This is a genomic window from Streptomyces sp. NBC_01294, assembly GCF_035917235.1.
Classification (GTDB): Bacteria; Actinomycetota; Actinomycetes; order Streptomycetales; family Streptomycetaceae; genus Streptomyces; species Streptomyces caledonius.
On sequence record NZ_CP108423.1, the window covers coordinates 8184591 to 8200992 of the forward strand.

The following is a 16402-nucleotide window of genomic DNA, read 5'->3' on the forward strand; positions in this document are numbered from 1 at the left end:
CCTTCGCATCGGTAGCGGCTTGCCCGACGCCGTTCGGCCCGGGCATGCCGACGGCTCGCCGAGCTGAGGCCGGCACCACCGGGAGCAGCGGCCGGTCTACACCTGGCCGAGGTCCGAACTCACCCACCGTGCCGGACGCATGTGGATGACGACCTGCTCGCCGTGGTTCTTCCACGCGTCGTCGACGTAGCCGTCCACCTTCTCAGGGGGCAGGTACCGCGAGGAGATCCACACCAGCTGCTCGCGCACCGCCGGTACGGTCGAGACGACCGGGCCCTCGACCGACACGTACCGGATCGTCGGCTCCACGCGGTCGACCATCAGGCTGAACCGGCCCGCGGACTTGATCAGTTCGGCCTTGCGGGAGTCGCGGCCGGTCATGATCCAGATGTCGCCGCCGCGGGTGTAGTGGTACCAGATCGGTACCGTCAGCGGCGCACGGTCATCGCCCGCGCTCACGGCGAGGGCAGCGATGTGGGGTTCGGCGAGGAACTGCTCACGCTCGGTCCGGGACAGTGCCACGGCATCCTCCTTCAGGACGGAAGGCCTACTCTGTGAAAACCTCTCCCCGCTCCTGCCCATTCCCCGTACGTCACCCGCATGGCCGCGCAGCGAACCAGCGCCCGGTGGCGTGGGCCACGCGGAGGAGAGGGGACGACGTGGCCTGATCGGTTCGCCGGGGAGGGGTTTGAGGGAGTGGCCAGTGGTCATGCGCGCTTCAGGGCCCTACCGGGCGGGGACCCCGTAGCCGGATACCCGGCGTTCTGCTCAGGACTCGCCGTCGACCCCTGTGACCGCCGGAGGTCCCAGGGGCGCGTCCTTCTCCGAGAACCCCAGCTCTTCCAGGGCGTCGGCTGCCAGGCGGACGGCGTCGGCCTCGGCCGTGGCCCGGTTCGAGGCCTCGACTTCGAGCCGGACGGAGAAGGTACCGTCCTCGTGGACCGTGAGCAGTTCCACGTCTTCGGCCTCGCTCAAGTCGGTGTGGTGCGAGGCCAGCCTCCTGGCCAGCGCGGAGCGTGCTGCATCGTCGACGTCCTTCAGGAACGTGCCGGGCACGGTGATGACGTAGGTGGTCACTGCTGCCTCCTGTCGGCTGGCAAAGGCGCTGGCAAACGCGGGGCCTCGTTGTGGGATGCCCCGGTGTCGCGCTTCAAACCCCTCAAGCTCCAGACCAGAATGCCGGGTGCTGCCTGCAAGCCCGCAGCCCCGCCGCGGCGTGTCTGGGTTACTGGGCCAGGTCAGTGGTGGTCAGTGCTGCGACCGTTCATCGTGCACGCTGTCTCGTCATGGGCATGGGCATGGGCAGGGGCATGGGCATGCGAAGTACGCAACCTCCCGCCCGTAGGCAAGCATGAAGCCGGTCCCGGCTGCGGCCACCTGGATCCCTCCGTGCGGCAGGTGGGTGCGCGAGACGTCCCTACCGCTCTTGGCATCCCAGACGATCGCGGTCCCGTGATTGCTGGCGGTGATGGCGAGGGGTCCCTTCGGGCCGTTCACCACCGCGACGGCCCGTACGTCTCCGTTGTGGCCGCTGAGCGTGTGGCGCCGGGCGCCGCTGACCACGTCCCAGACGATCGCCGTCCTGTCGTCGCCGGCGGTGATCGCGAGAGGCCCGTCCGGGCCTTCCACCACCGCAACCGCCCGCACTACGTCTGTATGGCCGGTGAGCGTGTGCCGCCGGGCGGCGTGGGTCTGACGCGTCGCCCACGCCGGAGTCGGAGGAACGGGCCGCCCGGCGAGCGGGGCGTGGGTGATGGTGCGCGCGAGGCCGGACTGCTGCCAAGCCGCGGCGTCGAGGGCGAGCAGGGCGCGGCGGGCCTCGGCGTGGTGGCGGCGCGGGTCGTGGGTGACGGTGGTGCGGTAGATATCGGCGTGGAGGAGGCCCTGCTCGGTACGTGCGTGGTGGAGGTGAGGGGCGAGGGTGTCGGGGTCGGCGTGGAGGAGGTAGCAGGGGTCGGTGAGGAGTTGATCGAGAGCGTCGCCGCCGGCTGCGGCGGCGTGGGCGGCCGCGTGGCGTAGGAGGTAGGGGTGGGCGTCGGCCCAGTCGGGGGTGCCGTCCTCGGTGGTGGGGATGCCGGCGACGAGGGCGCGGTGGACGGTGGCGGGGTCGGCGTGGGGCCTGGCGTGGTCGGTCAGGGCCTGGTGGAAGTAGCGGTAGAGGAGGCGGTGGTCGGTATCGGGGGTGGTCCGGAGGTAGAAGGCGGTCTTGGCGAGGGCACGGCGGGTGTCGGCGAGTGGGGGAGTGGTCCGGCCTGGGCCGGCAGGTTGCTGGGCAAGGGCGGCCGCGTGGATGAGGTCGAGGGGCATGCCCTGGCCGCGGGCCTGGCCGAGGACGTTGAGAACGGCCCGGATCCACGGATCGTCCGAGGCCAGGCTCTGGACGTGAAGGTCGAAGACTTCCGTGATGGTGCAGGGCGGCCCTGAGCCGATCGGCTGGCCGCTGTGGAGCAGGTGGTCGGCGTACAGGGCGGCGACGAGGAAGGCGCCGTGGTCGCTGTACTGGGCGAGCCGGTCGGCGATGCGGCGGACTTCGTCTCGCGGATAGCGGCGGCGGGGGAGGAGCCCGCGCAAGTAGGTCTCGAGGTCGCAGGCGAGGACACGACGGTCATGGTCAGTGGCGGGATCGAGGTCGAGTTCCGCATCGGGGTACTCGGTCAGATAGTGGCGCAGCGCAGGCAGGGTGTCCCACCACTTCCGGGTGCCGATCACGACGCGGCAACCGGAGGGCTCCGTACCGGTGTCGGCGGCGGCGAGGGGCAGGAGGAGCCTGTTGACCACGGCGGCGGGATCGTCGGCCTCGTCCAGAGCGTCAAGGATCACGAGTACGTCGCCGCAAGCGCGCAGTGTGGCCACGAGCTCAGCCGTGTCTGCCTGTTCAGCGCCGGCCGGGCCGTCTGACCGCGGTGATGGCCCGCCTGATCCGGTGCGGGTCGGGCCGGTGCCATGCTGCTTCTGGTGGTGGAGTTGGTGGCGCAGGGAGTCGGTGATCTGCCGGAGGGTGAGCTGGCGGGCGTGGACGGCGAGCACGGTGTCCGGTTGCCGGGGGTCGAAGTGCTCTACCGCCCGGGCGACACGGTTGCCGAGGGGGTCCAGTTCGGGGTGGAGCAGGCAGGCGGTGACGCCGAGGAGCGCGGACTTTCCGCTGCCCGGTCCGCCGGTGACCACCAGGAGCCGTTCCTGACCGGCACGCGGGGCGTCTGTCCATGCCTGGATGCGGTCCAGTGGGGAACGGCGGCCTGAGAAGAGGATGTCGTTCGCGGTGGGGTTGCCGGCCGCGCGGGTCGCGAAGTGCAGCGGGTCCAGGCCGGGTGCACAGCCGAGGGCGAATTCGCGCAGCCTCGGGTCCATGCCGGCCAAGAGGTCTCCCCGGGGGTCGGCGGTGTGTGCGGGGTTGCGGAAGAACGGTTGCGGCTCGGGGTCCGCACGCACCTGCGGGGTGAGCAGCAGGGTCTGCCGGGGGCGTCCGGCGGCGCGGTCGGTGCGGGCGAGATGACGGTCGACGGCGACGGCGAAGTCCGCGAGGGGCACGTACTCCACCGTGGGGGTGATGTCGAGGTCGCCGTCGGCCAGCTGGTGCAGGATCGTGGCTGTGGCGGTGCTGAAGCGGGCTCCGTAGGTGACAGCGCCGCTGGTACAGGCCCCGATGATCCACACGTTCCGTGGTGCGTCCTGCCGCCGGCGGGCCGCGAGGTCGGCGAGCTGTTGCTGGACGACGGCCTGACCTGCCTCGCACACGTCCAGCAGGAACAGCACCGGCCGCCCGCAGTTCTCGGCTCCTTCCAGAAGCCGTCCGAAGCTGACACAGGTGTCGGCGAGCAAGTCCTCGCGTGCCTCGCCGCCCGATGCGGCCAGGTACAGGCCGCCACTGCCGGCCTGAATGCCGTGGCCGGCGAAATGTACGACGAGAGGCTCGCCGTGACCGGGGTGCCGGCGCAGCTCTCGCCAGCGCCGCATGAACTCGCCCTCGTCACACTCCAGCAGCGGGTCCCCGCCCATCATGGCACCGGCTCGCTCCAGGGCAGAGGCCAGCTCCCGTACCGCCTCAGCGACGGCCGGCAGCGGTGTGAAGGCTGGGACGCCGTCGGCCTCGTCGTCCTCGCTGACATACGGCTCGGGAAAACACCCGACCCCCCCGCCACCAATGCCCGCACCACAAGACCCCCCTGTCCACCTGACGGCGGCGACCCCTCGACCGCGCGCCTCTTCCCGTCCGTCCCCACCTCTGCCCCGGCCCGGTTCAGCCCGGCCCGGCAGGTCACGCCACGACGCCGGGGCGGCTGAAGTCCTGTCAGGAAACGTACGGAGCGATGGCGGCCGCCAGGAACCCGTTCGCCAGATACCCGCCGAACCCGTGGAACCCCAGCCCGTTGTCTCACACCTCGTCCTGATCGACCGGGAACACCTCCTCCAGCTTGGGCGGCACCGCCACCACATCGCCGACATCCGCAAAGTTCACCCACTGCTTCACACCGGCGGGCCGTGCCCCGCGGCCCGCACGCAGCGCCGGATCCAGCCGGCGCGCCAGCGCCGGGACCCGCAGCGGCGAGCCCACCGTCACCAGCAGCTCCACCTCCAGCTCCGGGAAGGCGTGCAGCGTCTCGTAAGTGATGTACGACCCCAGCGAATGCGCGATCACCACCGACGGCGCCTCACGCCGGATCACACCCGCCACCCGCTCACGCACCAGCCGCCGCCGATCCGGCCAAGAGGTATAGGCCTCCACCTCACGCAGGTTCGTGACGACGGTCCGCTCCAGGCGGCCGATCAGCTGTTCCCGCGCCGCCGCCCCCAAGCGGCCGGCGCGTTCGGCGACCAGCCAGCCCAGCATCTGCCGCAGCGGCGTCAGGCCCACATTCTGCGGATCCTCCGGTACCGGGGCCCCCGCCGCGATCAGCCACTCCGCCGCCTCCGCCCGTTGCCCGCCGCCGAGATCCTCGAAGTCCGCCTCGATCCGGGCCGACTGCGCCTGCTCGGGCAGCTCCCGCCGCAGCAGATCCGCGTAGTAGGCCATCACCAGCTCCGGCACCTCCACCGACAGCCGTGCGAGGCCCTCCGCCAGCTTCGGCCGGCAATCCGCCGCCCGCCGCAGCGCCGCAGCCTCGGGCGTCGCCCCACGGACATGGTTGAAGATCCCGTGCACCAGCACGATCGGCGCCATCGAACATCCCCGGTCCCGGCCGGCACCCCGGCCACAGAACCGCCCCTGCCCACCCTGAGCCCCACGCCACACCGCACCACCGTCCGCCGCCACGCGGCGGCCTGGGCGGGTCCATGCCCCCTGCCCCACCCGACACCGGACACCGGACACCGTCTCCGGAGCCGCGCGAAGAGGATCGTCGGGCGACCGCTGTGAGGTGGATCCGGAGGACCGCGATCGTCCGGGACGTGATCAGCGGCGCATCGTTGCCAGTGGTGACGGGGAGAGGACCGCCCCGTCCTCACCAGGCCGCGGATCGAAGCCTCCGCGGCCGACCACCGCCACACCTCGAGGCCGTCGTGGGGACAGCCGGTCGCCCGCGTCACGGGGTTCCCGGAGGTGTCCAGCCCGGGTCGCGCCCGCTCGGACCCACTGCCCGGTCCAGCAGCGGGGCCGTGTCGGGTACGGGCACGACGGCTCCGAAGATGCCCCCGCCGCGGTCCTCGTCCTCGGCGGCCGCCAGGAGGAACGCATGCGAGGCGCGCAGCGCGTCCAGATCGGGTGCGTACTCCTGGCCGGTGGCCCGGGCCAGGTCCCAGCCGTGGATCACCAGTTCGTCGTTGGCCACCGCACCGGCGATTTCGCCGGGCAGGTCCACACCGCCCGCGCGGGTCATACCGGTCCAGGCGGCCGGATCCTTCCAGGACTCGGCCAGTTCGCCGAGGACCCGGGGCAGTTCCTCGCGCCAGCCGGCGCGCAGGGAGAATGCGGCCGGGTCGGGGACCGTGTCCGTCATGGGGCCCATGTCCTTGCGGGCGGCGTCGCGGAACGCGACGGCGAGGCCCGTGAGGTGGCCCAGAATGGCGCTGACCGCGTACTCGGGGCAGGGCGTCGGGTCGGAGAGCCGGGCGTCCGGGACGCCCGCCGCGAGACGGGCCACGATCCGGGCTTGTGGTCCGAGGTCGAGAGTCGTCGTATCGGTCATCTGCCGCTCCTCCGGGGCGATGGGACTGCAGAGTAGACCGGCAGAGGAGCCCGTACTCATCGCAACGGGCCGGATGTCACCCAGGCGGCCCGGCCCGGACGGCATCAGGCTCCCGCCCGTGGAAGAAGACAGCGGCGATACTCGACCCGTCCCTCGGGCCCCTTTGGGCTCCCTTCCCTATGCGCCGGCACCCGTCACCCCCTCCGCTTCCCGTTCCTCCGCCCGCGACGCGGCGGCGGCCTCCCACGGGGGCGGCGTACGCGACTCCGTCCACGCGGCCAGGCCTTCGCCGTCGACGCAGACGATGGCGCAGGCGGCGGCGTACTCCGCGGCCGGCGCGGTGAAGGCGCTGGTGGTCACGACGACGGCCACATCGGCCTCATGCACGGCGAAACAGGTACCGCCGAAGCGCTGGAGGTCCTGCGAACCGACCCGGTTGCCCTCGCCGTACTGCTTGCACTGGATCACCACGCGCAGCCCCTCCTCCGTCACGGCGATCACGTCGGCGCCCAAGTCACCCGCCCCGCCCACCACCTCCACCCGGGGGCAGCCGTCACGGGCGCACAACGCGGCAACCGTGTGCTCGAAGCCGTCGGCGTCCACCGCCGTGTGGTCCAGGGCGCCGACCCCCACCTCGGGCAGGCCGACCGCCTCCGGCTCCGCCCCCGCCTCCGCCCCCGCCTCCGCCTCCGGCTCAGCCTCCGCCCCCGCCGACGGAGCGTACGGTGACGGCGCGTCCGGCCTTACGGGCCTGCGCGAGCCCGGCCCGAGCGCGGGGGAGCGGTGTCGGCCGGCAGCTACGCTCCACCGTGCCAGCGCCACGCCGGCGGCCAGGACGATCAGCACGACGATCGGCATCACCGGTTCGTCGCCGCCCGCCGTCGCGGCCGTTCTGACGAAGAGGGCCGACCCGCCCAGGCAGATCCCCACCAGCCCCACCGCCAACACGACGTCACGACCCACCGATGCCGCGCCGTCGCCCCTGCCGCGCCGGCCCCCTCCCGATGTCGTCATATACGGGCCCCTCCCTCACTCGTCACGAGCTTCGCCCCCTCGGCGCGGCCCCTCTCGCCACCCGACACCGCCGACCACCGCCCGGGGGATGGCGGACCCGGTACGTCTCTCCCCGTCTGAACGGGATCGCCGGATCCAAACGGACCACCCGGCACACCGGGATCCCCAGACAGAGGCCGCGCCGGGCGCATCATCGGGTCCGCCGGGGCAACAAGACCCCAAATGATGCGAGAAAGAGGCCCGGCCCGGCGTGCGAGGGCATGGCCGTTGTTGTTGCTCCTGCCGGTCCAGGCGGCGCTGATGGCGGGCCTGGGGGCACTGGTCACCGGAGCGTCGGCGGACCAGGGGATGTTGTCGTGGGAGGACCGGGCCAACCGGTACCTCGCCGAGGAACGCGTCCCACCGCTCACGGCCGTCACGCGGTGGCTCTCCGTGCTGGCCGACACGGAGAGCGTCATCGCCGTGACCCTGGTCTGCGTCGTGGCGATGCTCGTGCTGCCGCGCGTCGCGTGGCGGGCCGAGGCCCTGTTCCTCGCCGCGTCGGTCGCCGCGCAGTCCGCCGTGTTCCTGGTGGTGGCGGCGCTCGTACGACGACCGCGCCCCGACGTCCCCCGCCTGGACGGTGCGCCACCGACCTCCAGTTTCCCGTCCGGGCACGTCGGGGCGTCCGTCGCGCTCTACGCGGGCCTGGCCGTCATCGTGCTGCTGAGGACACGCGGCCGAGGACGGTGGCGGTACGCCGCGGTGGCGGCTGCGCTGCTCGTTCCGGCAGCCGTCGCGCTGTCCCGCGTGTACCGAGGCATGCACCACCCCACCGACGTGGCGGGCGGCCTGCTCAACGGCGCTGCGACGCTGCTGATCGTCGGGTCCGTCGTGCTGTTCGGCCGGGCCGCGCGGGCGCCGGGCCGGCGAGCACCGGTCCGCCCCGCCGAACACAGCGCGCCACCATCCGGGCCCTGCCGGCACGCTACTCCGGCCCCGACGCGACCTTCGGCGCGAGGCTGCTCCTGACCGCCGCCGCCACGGCCGCGGCATCAGTGCCCTTCGCCCTCGCCCTGGTCCTGGTGGAGTCCCGGTGGCCGCCGCTGTACCGGCTCGACCAGGCCGTGGCCGAGCGGCTGCACGAGGCCGCCCTCGGCCGCCCCGGCTGGGTGCGCGTCCTCGACGTGCTCACCGGCTTCGTGTGGGACCCCGTGACGATGCGTCTGCTGGTGGCCCTGCTCGTGCTCTGGCTCCTGACCCGCCGCGCCTGGCGGCTCGCGGCCTGGGCATCCGTGACCGCGACGGCCGGCGCCCTGACCGGGGTGCTGGTCAAGGGCGTGGTGGAGCGCGCACGACCCCATCTGCCCGAACCGGTCGCTCACGCGCCCGGGTTCTCCTTCCCGTCCGGCCACGCGATGACGGCCACCACCTCCTGCGCCGTCCTCCTGCTGGTCCTGTTGCCCCTGGTGCCCCGCGCCTGGCGGCCGCTTCCCTGGGCGCTCGCGGCGGTCTCCGTGCTGGGCGTCGGCTACACGCGCGTCGCGCTCGGCGTGCACTGGGTGAGCGACGTGGTGGGGGGATGGCTGCTCGGCCTCGCCGTGGTCACCGCGACGACGCTGGTCTTCGAAGCCTGGCGAGCGGACACCGGGCGGCGCCGGACGGCCGCGATGCAGGAGGGCCTGGAGCCGGAACTCTCGGCCACCGCTCCCGAACCGCCCCTGAACGTACGAGCCTCGGGGCCCTCCCCCACACCCACGCCCTCACCCTCGCCTCCGTCCCCGCCGTCGTCCCGCAGGGAGATGACGGGAGCCCACCCCTCTGTGTGCCACGGCCCGTCGGCCCAGAGTGCGCAGGAGCGCAGGAGCGCAGGAGCGCAGGAGCGCAGGAGCGCAGAAGCTCAGGTCTGGCATTGCTTCGTGGCTGCGGGAGACCAGCCGCTCCAGGCAGCGCCGTCGGCCCGAGCATGTACGCGGATCTCGACCTTTACGGGGCCGCATACCCGGGTCGTGCTTCCCACTTCGACAGGTCCGATGGCCTCGCCGGCCCGGACGTAGGCGCGACCGCTGCCCACTTTCACCCAGTGACCACCGTCGACCACACGGAAGAACGCCTCGTACGAGACATTCACCGCCTTGGTGCCGGTGTTGCGCGCCTTGATGTGTGCCGTGATCTCTCGGGTGGGGAATCTGCCGGCGGATCCCCGCTCGGCACTGATGCAGCCGTTGATGGCGACACGGCCGGTCGACACACCTCCGCCACAAGCGACGGCTGCAGCGTGAGCGTTGGCCGGGAGGGTCAGCACGGCCAGCGCGGCTCCGCCCAGGATCGTTCCGGTGCGCCTCAAATTCAACGTTCCGTACCCTTCGTCGAGCCTGTCTTCTCTGGACAGACCATGGCTCGCGTTCGGCTCGATGGGCAGGGTCTGATCGAGTTTTCGCCCAAATGGGTGCAGATGGGGGCAGGGGGCCCGTGCGCCCGACCTCTTATGCTGCCCGGTCAGGGGTGAGGGTGTGCGCCGAGTGGTGGAGGACCGGCTTGCTGGGGTGCGGGCCCTGGTGAAGCATCAGATTAAGTGATGTGTCGCCTATCTATCGTGATGTCACGATTCGCGGCGCGTCGTCCTCTGCCTGCCTGCTCGACCTCATGAGGAGTGGCCATGGAAGACAGCCCGCTGAGCCGTCGACGGCTGTTGTGGGGTGCTGCCGGCGCGGCGGGCACGGCTCTGGCCGCTGTCGGGCTGCCCCAGCTGATGAGGCCCGAGGAGAAGGCGAAAGCTGCGCTGCCGAGACCCGTGCGCAAGGCCAAGGCTCCCGTCGCCGCCGCCGGACCGCCTGCGCCCCTGCGAACGGACCCCTCGGTGGACTACGCCCCCGCCGTCTGGGTCGAAGCCTCCGAGTCCAACTACTCGCCCTCCGACCGTCCCGAGGCGTACCCCATCGAATACGTCGTCATTCACCTGACGACGGACATCTTGCCGATCATGTTCGCCAAGTTCAACGACCCCGCCGAGAGGGTGTCCGCGCACTACATGATCAGCGCGACCGGCAGGCGGATCGCCCAGTGCGTGCGCGAGCGCGACGTGGCCTGGCACTCCGGCAGCGTTTGGTACAACTACCGGAGCATCGGCATCGAGCACGAAGGCTGGACCGATCAGCCCGTCTACACCGACGAGATGTACGAGGCATCCGCCGTGCTCACGGCCACGATCTGCGCGAAGTACGACGTGCCGGTCGACCGGGACCACATTCTGGGCCACGTCGAGGTCCCGCTGTCCACTCACGACGACCCCGGGACCGCGTGGGACTGGGACAAGTACATGAAGCTCGTCGAGACCGCCCGCCGGCGCATCAGGACTCTGACACCGCGTCGACCCCATCACGCGGGCTTGCCGTCGCCGTAGAGCCACGAGTCCCAGATCGAGTCGAGGTCCCGGCCGGCCTCGGCCTCCACGTACGCGGTGAAGTCTGCCGTGGAGGCGTGGCCGTGGCGGTGGCGCAGGGTCCAGCCCCGCACCAGGGTACGGAAGTCCTCGTCGCCCACGGCCTGGCGGATCTTGTGGATCACCATCGCGCCGCGCACGTACACCGGCTGGCCGGAGATGTCCGAGGCGCTCGGCGGCTCGGCGGGCGGGAAGTCCCACTCGTCGTCGTCCGCGGCCTTGGCGTGGTTGCGGTCGAAGTGATCCTGGGCGCTGGCCCCACCGTGGTCCTCGGTCCACAGCCACTCCGCATAGGTCGCGAAGCCCTCGTTGAGCCACATGTCCCGCCAGGTCCGCGGGGTGACGGAGTTGCCGAACCACTGGTGGGACAGTTCGTGCACCACGTTGGTGGTGTGGAAGATGCCGGCCGGAATGGTCGGCCTGGTCTGGGTCTCCAGGGCGTAGGGCACATCGGCCGCCTGATCGACGATCACCCCGGCGGCGGAGAAGGGGTAGGGACCGAACCTCCCCTCGGCCCATTCCATGATCTCGGGGAACCGGCCGAGTACCGCTCCGTCCTCGTCCACGCTCGCGGTCGTGTCCAACGCCGACACGACCGGGACGCCCGATCGGGTCCGGGAGGTCCTGATGTCGTAGCTGCCGATGGCCACGGTCGCCACATGGCTGGCCATGGGCTCGGCCTGGTGCCAGTGGAAGGTGGCGCGGTCGCCGCTGGTGCGCCGGGCGCGCAGCAGCCCGTTGGAGATCGCCTGCACCCCCTTGGGGACCGTGACGGTGATGTCGTACGAGGCCTTGTCCGAGGGGTGATGGTTGCCCGGGAACCAGGACATCGAGCCCGTCGGCTCACCGAACGCGACCGCTCCGTTGTCCGTCCTCAACCAGCCTTCGCGCCACCCGTGGTCATGGGTGATCGACTCCGGCGTGCCCGCGTACCGCACGACGGTGCGGAAGGCGGCGCCCTTCCTGAGGTGATCGCGCGGCTGCAGGGTCAGCTCCTGCCCGTCGTGCCGAACCCGCGCCTTGTGGCCGTCGACGGTGGCGCTCTGCACCTCCATGCCGAGGAGGTCGAGATTGAAGGCGCTGAGGTCCGCGGTCGCCTTCGCGGTGATCTCCGCAGTGCCCTCGAGGCGGCCGCTGCCGGGGTCGTAGGCCAGAGTCAGGGCGTAGTGGGTGACGTCGTAGCCGCCGTTGCCGAGCTCCGGGAAGTACGGGTCACCGGCGCCTGCGGCAGCGGGGCGGCCGCCCCGGAACACCGCTCCGGCAGCCCCCGCCCGAGCGGTGTCCACGCCGGTACGAGCCCCCGTCCCGCCGCCACGGCCGTCGGACTCCGAGCACGCGGGGAGTGCGGCGAGCAGGCCCGCGACCGTGAGGGCGGCCAGACGTCCGGAAGTCTTCACGCAGCCGATCATGACCCAGCGCCCAAGCGCCCCGACCTCGCCACGCCGTGGGCATGGCCCCTCCGGCGGGCACGGCCCCGGATGCCGCCGGCCAGGCTGCGCCGACGGAGCGCCATGGACGGAGTGCCATGCGCGGAACGGCACGATCGGGGCGCGGCGATACGCGGGTCAGGCGTGGGGGCCTACGGTGACCTTGCCCAGGGTGAGCTCCGGAGTTCCCTCGAGCATCGCGCCCGTACGCTCCACCTGTTCGTCCAGCGTGCGGCGGTGGGCCGCGCTCAGCCGTCCCACCGGCTCCACGGTGAACGCGATGCGCCGGCCTGTACGGCGCTGGTGCCAGACGCCGGCGACCGTGCCGTCGACCAGCAGGACCGGGTAGTTGCCGGCCTGGCCGCCGGCCAGGGCGCGGGTGGCCGCAGCGCCGGGGAAGAGCAGTTCGCGGGGGCGGCCGGCGACGACGTACGCGTCGAAGTACGGCAGCAGGCGCAGGCCGCGCGCGGGTTCGTCCGGGAAGACCGTGTCGCCGGCGGCGAGCCATGCCCGGCCGGACGCGAAGGCCACCTCCTCGATGCTCCCCTTCTGCGCGAGGGAGGCGAAGAGCTCGGCGGCCCAGGCCTTGGGGGCGGCGAGCCAGGTGGCGAAGTCGTCGGCGGTGGCGGGCCCGTAGGCGCGCAGATAGCGGTTCACCAGCTCGTGCAGCGACCGCGTGGGGGAGGCGGGGGTGCAGCGGGGGTTGGTGTACGTGACCTTGCGCCCCCGGTCTCGGCCGAACGCCAGCACTCCGTGATGGGCGGCGGCGTGCGTGGCCTGCCGCCAGCGCGGCCACATGGTCTGGAAGGCGGGCATGACCGGGTCGGCGGCCCAGGGTCCGGTCCGCTCCACGATCGCCTCGGTGAGCTCGTCCACCGTCAGTTCGGCGTCGGTCAGCGCGTCGCCGATCGCGGCGATCACCTCGTCCGTCTGGGCGGCCGTCATCCGGGCCTCCGGGCGGAAGGGGCTGGGGAGCGTGGGGAGGGCGGAGAGGGCCCCGGTCCACCAGGGCAGATCCTGTGCGGGCAGCAGATGGATGGTGCCGCGCGGCCCGAAGGTCTTGACCAGCGTGCCCGGTTCCGGTTCCGGTCGCGGTGCCTGGCCCCTGCCTCGTGCGGGTTCCTGTCCGCCGGTCAGGGCGTCGCGTACGTCCGTGCGCGTCGCGCCGTCCAACCGGAGCGCGATGGAGAGCTCCGCCGCCGACGCCACCTGCGCGTGCGCCCCGAGCATCCGCCCGGCGATGTCGGCGGGCGGGGTCTCGGCGGTGGTGGCAGGGGTGAGGAGCCCTTGCCGCTCCATCCGGCGGGCGCTCGCGGAGGTCCAGGACACCGGGATCGTCTTCATGGGGCCACGCTACGACCCGCCGCCTGCCTGCCTGCATCCATGCCTGACGGGGTAACAGCTTTCGGCCTTGGGGCTCAGTTCTCGGTTCTCAGCTCCAGTGGAACTTGTCGCGGTGTGCGGCCAGCCACGTGGAGAAGTCCTGGAGGGCCGGGTTGAGGGCGCGCACGGCGTCGAGGTCGCGGGCGCCCGTGAAGCGGGCCTCGCAGTCGGCGTAGAACTGGAACATGTTGCCCGCCTCGTCGGCGCCCGGGAAGCCGAGCGCGCGGAACGCGTCCGGTGTCAGGGGCCGGTAGCGCACGGGCTGTCCGAGCTCCTTGGAGAGCGCTGCGGCCATGTCCGCGAGGGGCAGGTGTTGGCCCGCGATGCTGACGGTGGCGGGGATGAAGTCGGTGCCGCGCTTGAGGATGGCGAGCGCGGTCCTGCCGACGTCGTCGACGCCGATTCCGGAGAGCCTCTTGTCGCCCATGGGGAAGTTCAGCTCGAACGTCCCGTCCTCGGCGCGCTGCGGGGCGAACGCGCCGAACAGGTTTTCCCAGAAGAAGGTGGTGCGCAGGAAGGTGGTCGGCACGCCGTCGTCCGTGAAGTACTGGTCGGCCTCGGCCTTGCCGTCGAAGTGCGGGACCTTGTACGAGCCCTGGAGCGTGGGCATCCGGTCGTCGTCCAGCGGAATGCACTCGCGGGTGTCCTCCAGGGTGGACCAGATGGCGTGCTGCACACCCGCGTGCGACGCCGCCCGGGACAGGGCCGCCGCCTGCGCCTTCTCGTGCGCGGCGTCCATGTCCTCCCAGAAGTTGGTCACCAGGAACGCCCCGTACGCGCCTTCGAACGCCGCGACCAGGCTGTCCTCGTCGTCGAGATCGGCCCGGACCACCTCGGCCCCGAGCCGTTCCAGCTCCTTGGCCGCGTCCGAGTCCGGCCGACGGGTCACCGCGCGCACCGCGAAGCCGCTGTCCCGGTCCGCGAGGGCGGCCCGTACGAACGAGCCTCCCTGATGTCCCGTCGCGCCGAATACGGTGACGGTCCGCTGCTCGGTCATCGCCGGTACCCCCTTCCTGTGTCCCTGTCCCTCAGCACGTTCCGTACCCGGCCGGGCACTTCCCGCTGCGAAACCTACGGCCACGGGGCGGACCGGGACCGGCGCCACACGCCGGTCCCGCCCCGGATGGGCGCACCCGTCCGCCGGCGGGGTCCTCAGGTTCAGGTGCCGAACGGGCTCGTCAGGTGCCGGGTTCCGCTGCCGCGATCGCGGCGAGGGCCGACCCCGGGTCCTGTTCGACCGCGAGGTCGCCCAGGGTGACGACGCCGACGAGCTCGCCGTCCTCGGTTTCCACGGGCAGGCGCCGCAGCGCGTTCCGGCGCATGAGGGTGACGGCGTGGATGACGTCGTCGCTGGGACGGACAGTGACCGGCTCACTGCTGCAGATGGCCTGCACGGTCGTCTCGGCGGGATCCCTGTTCTCGGCCATGGCACGGACGACCAGGTCCCGGTCGGTGAGGATGCCGCGCAGGCGGCCTTCGTCGACGACGAGGACGTCCCCGATGTCGGCATCGCGCATCACCCGCGCCGCTTCCGCCAGCGACGTGAGCTTGTCGACCGTCACCGGATTCTCGGTCATCACCTCGTGCACACGTCGGGTCATGGAAGGCTCCTCGCGCTGCTGGAAGCGGCCCCTGGCGGGCGGCTACCCACCCCGGTGGGGGGTAGGCGTGATCAGTCTGGCGCCTTCGCCGCGTTCACACGGGGGGTTGGAACCCCCGGGCGCGGCGGCTCCCCGGCCGGCCTGCGACGTCGATGACGAATCCGCTGCGGGGCCGGGTCGGGATCCGGCTCAGGGGGATGGACAGGTCCTGCCGGGGCACGGCGAAGTCGAGATCCGCCAGGGCGGGCGAGAGCGCGGCGAGCAGGGAAAGGGTGAGGTCCTCGCCCGGGCAGCGGTGACCGGTGCGTGCGTCGCCTCCGCCCTGCGGGATCAGTGCGTCACGGCCCGGCTCGTGTCCGAGGAAGCGTCCGGCGTCGAAGTGGTACGGCCGTTCCCAGAGCTCCGGGTCGTGGTGGTGCCCGTACACGTCGAGAAGCAGGAGGGTCCCGCCCGCGATCTGGTGACCGGAGAGGCTGAGATCGTGCACGGCGGCGCCTCCGATGAAGGGCACGAACGGGTAGAACCGGCGGACCTCGTGCGCGAACGCACGGGCGTGGGCCGGGCCACCGTCCCGGAGCTGGTCAAGCCCGCCCGGCTGCCGGTGGAGGGCGTGGGCGGCGAAGACGGCGAACCAGGCGATGGCGACGGTGGGACGGATGATGTTCAGCAGTTCGACGGCCGCCGTGTGCGGGTCCAGCAGAGTGCCGTCCTGCTCGCGATGCAGTGCGACGGCCTCCAGAGGGCTCCCGGGCACCGACGTGCGCTGGGAGGGGGAGAAGACACCGTCCGGGTGCGGTCCGCTCCTGCGGAGGTCGGCGATGGCGGCCGCGAGGGCCCGCTCCTGACGGTGCCGGGCGTGTCGGGCCCGCAGCCGCCCGGGTCCGGCGGCGGCGAAGCCGTCGACCATGGAGACGCAGTCCTCACCGATCTCCCGGGCCGCGTCGTCCGTGACGGGCAGCCCCACCCAGTCGCAGACCGCCCGTGTGAGCAGTGTGGCCACCTCGTCGAAGAGGACCACCCGGCGGCCTTCCCAGGCCGTCACGGCATCGCGCCAGCCGCCCTCGAAGCTCTCGGTCAGGGCACTGATGGCGCCCGGGGACATGAGCAGGGAGGTGAACAGTTCCTTGCGTACCCGGTGCCGTGGCCCGTCCAGGCTGTGCACCGCGCCCTTGCCGAAGAGGGTGTCGAGCACCGGCGCCGGGAGGGCATCGTGCCGCTGGACGCGACTCTCGTCGTAGAAGAGGTCGACGGCCTCGGGCCCGTGCAGAAGTGCCGCAGGACGGCCGAACAGGTGGGTGGGCACCACGGGTGCTCCGTCATGGGCCCGGCGCAGGTCGGGGGCCCATGCGTAGCCGTGGAGCAACAGGGACAGGGTGCTGTCGGTCAATAGAGCGGACATGGTCTGCACCTACCCGATCGGGGGACCGCAAACAG

Annotated in this window: 13 protein-coding genes and 1 pseudogene; 3 read left to right on the top strand and 11 right to left on the bottom strand. The window is 72.1% G+C overall.

Annotated features, from left to right (window positions below; translation table 11 throughout):
• Positions 1-96: 96 nt before the first annotated feature.
• From OG534_RS37220 to OG534_RS37245, 6 genes are all read right to left on the bottom strand, one after another.
• Entirely contained in the window at positions 97-522 is a 426-nt protein-coding gene (locus tag OG534_RS37220; protein ID WP_326586041.1) for a pyridoxamine 5'-phosphate oxidase family protein, read from the bottom strand.
• A 246-nt stretch (positions 523-768) separates the two neighbouring features.
• Complete coding sequence (locus tag OG534_RS37225; protein WP_326586040.1) at positions 769-1077, bottom strand: hypothetical protein; 309 nt, start codon at positions 1075-1077, stop codon at positions 769-771.
• A gap of 207 nt (positions 1078-1284) precedes the next feature.
• Positions 1285-3999, bottom strand: coding sequence for an AAA family ATPase (locus OG534_RS37230; protein ID WP_326593387.1), 2715 nt, complete (start codon positions 3997-3999; stop codon positions 1285-1287).
• 373 nt (positions 4000-4372) lie between these two features.
• Entirely contained in the window at positions 4373-5158 is a 786-nt protein-coding gene (locus tag OG534_RS37235) for a hypothetical protein (RefSeq protein ID WP_326593388.1), read from the bottom strand.
• 361 nt (positions 5159-5519) lie between these two features.
• Positions 5520-6122, bottom strand: coding sequence for a TIGR03086 family metal-binding protein (locus tag OG534_RS37240; RefSeq protein ID WP_326593389.1), 603 nt, complete (start codon positions 6120-6122; stop codon positions 5520-5522).
• A gap of 177 nt (positions 6123-6299) precedes the next feature.
• Positions 6300-7136, bottom strand: coding sequence for a restriction endonuclease (locus OG534_RS37245; RefSeq protein WP_326586033.1), 837 nt, complete (start codon positions 7134-7136; stop codon positions 6300-6302).
• 267 nt (positions 7137-7403) lie between these two features.
• On the opposite strand from OG534_RS37245, the gene OG534_RS37250 reads away from it, so the two are divergent.
• The 3 genes and pseudogenes from OG534_RS37250 (at position 7404) to OG534_RS37260 (ending at position 10518) form a co-directional block, all read left to right on the top strand.
• Positions 7404-8147 (top strand): phosphatase PAP2 family protein, encoded by a 744-nt coding sequence (locus OG534_RS37250; RefSeq protein WP_326593390.1) that lies wholly within the window; start codon positions 7404-7406, stop codon positions 8145-8147.
• Positions 8093-8833: pseudogene (locus tag OG534_RS37255) on the top strand (phosphatase PAP2 family protein); the annotation flags it as partial. The gene OG534_RS37250 and the pseudogene OG534_RS37255, both read left to right, overlap by 55 nt.
• A 941-nt stretch (positions 8834-9774) precedes the next feature.
• On the top strand, positions 9775-10518 hold the full coding sequence (locus tag OG534_RS37260; protein ID WP_326593391.1) for an N-acetylmuramoyl-L-alanine amidase: 744 nt from the start codon (positions 9775-9777) through the stop codon (positions 10516-10518).
• Here OG534_RS37260 and OG534_RS37265 read toward each other — a convergent pair.
• The 5 genes from OG534_RS37265 to OG534_RS37285 all read right to left on the bottom strand — a co-directional run bounded on the left by OG534_RS37265 (position 10494) and on the right by OG534_RS37285 (position 16367).
• Entirely contained in the window at positions 10494-11966 is a 1473-nt protein-coding gene (locus OG534_RS37265; RefSeq protein WP_442807011.1) for a M1 family metallopeptidase, read from the bottom strand. The two genes, OG534_RS37260 and OG534_RS37265, sit on opposite strands and share 25 nt — an antisense overlap.
• Positions 11967-12122: 156 nt before the next feature.
• Positions 12123-13328 carry a winged helix DNA-binding domain-containing protein gene (locus tag OG534_RS37270; protein ID WP_326586030.1) on the bottom strand — a complete coding sequence of 402 codons (1206 nt, stop codon included), beginning with the start codon at positions 13326-13328 and terminating at the stop codon, positions 12123-12125.
• An 88-nt stretch (positions 13329-13416) separates the two neighbouring features.
• Positions 13417-14364: an NmrA/HSCARG family protein gene (locus OG534_RS37275; protein ID WP_326586029.1), complete on the bottom strand. Its 948-nt coding sequence runs from the start codon at positions 14362-14364 to the stop codon at positions 13417-13419.
• Positions 14365-14545: 181 nt separating this feature from the next.
• A complete protein-coding gene (locus OG534_RS37280) occupies positions 14546-14968 on the bottom strand; it encodes a CBS domain-containing protein (RefSeq protein WP_326586028.1) in 423 nt (140 codons plus the stop codon).
• 94 nt (positions 14969-15062) lie between these two features.
• Positions 15063-16367 carry a cytochrome P450 gene (locus OG534_RS37285; RefSeq protein WP_326586027.1) on the bottom strand — a complete coding sequence of 435 codons (1305 nt, stop codon included), beginning with the start codon at positions 16365-16367 and terminating at the stop codon, positions 15063-15065.
• Between the last annotated feature and the right edge of the window lie 35 nt (positions 16368-16402).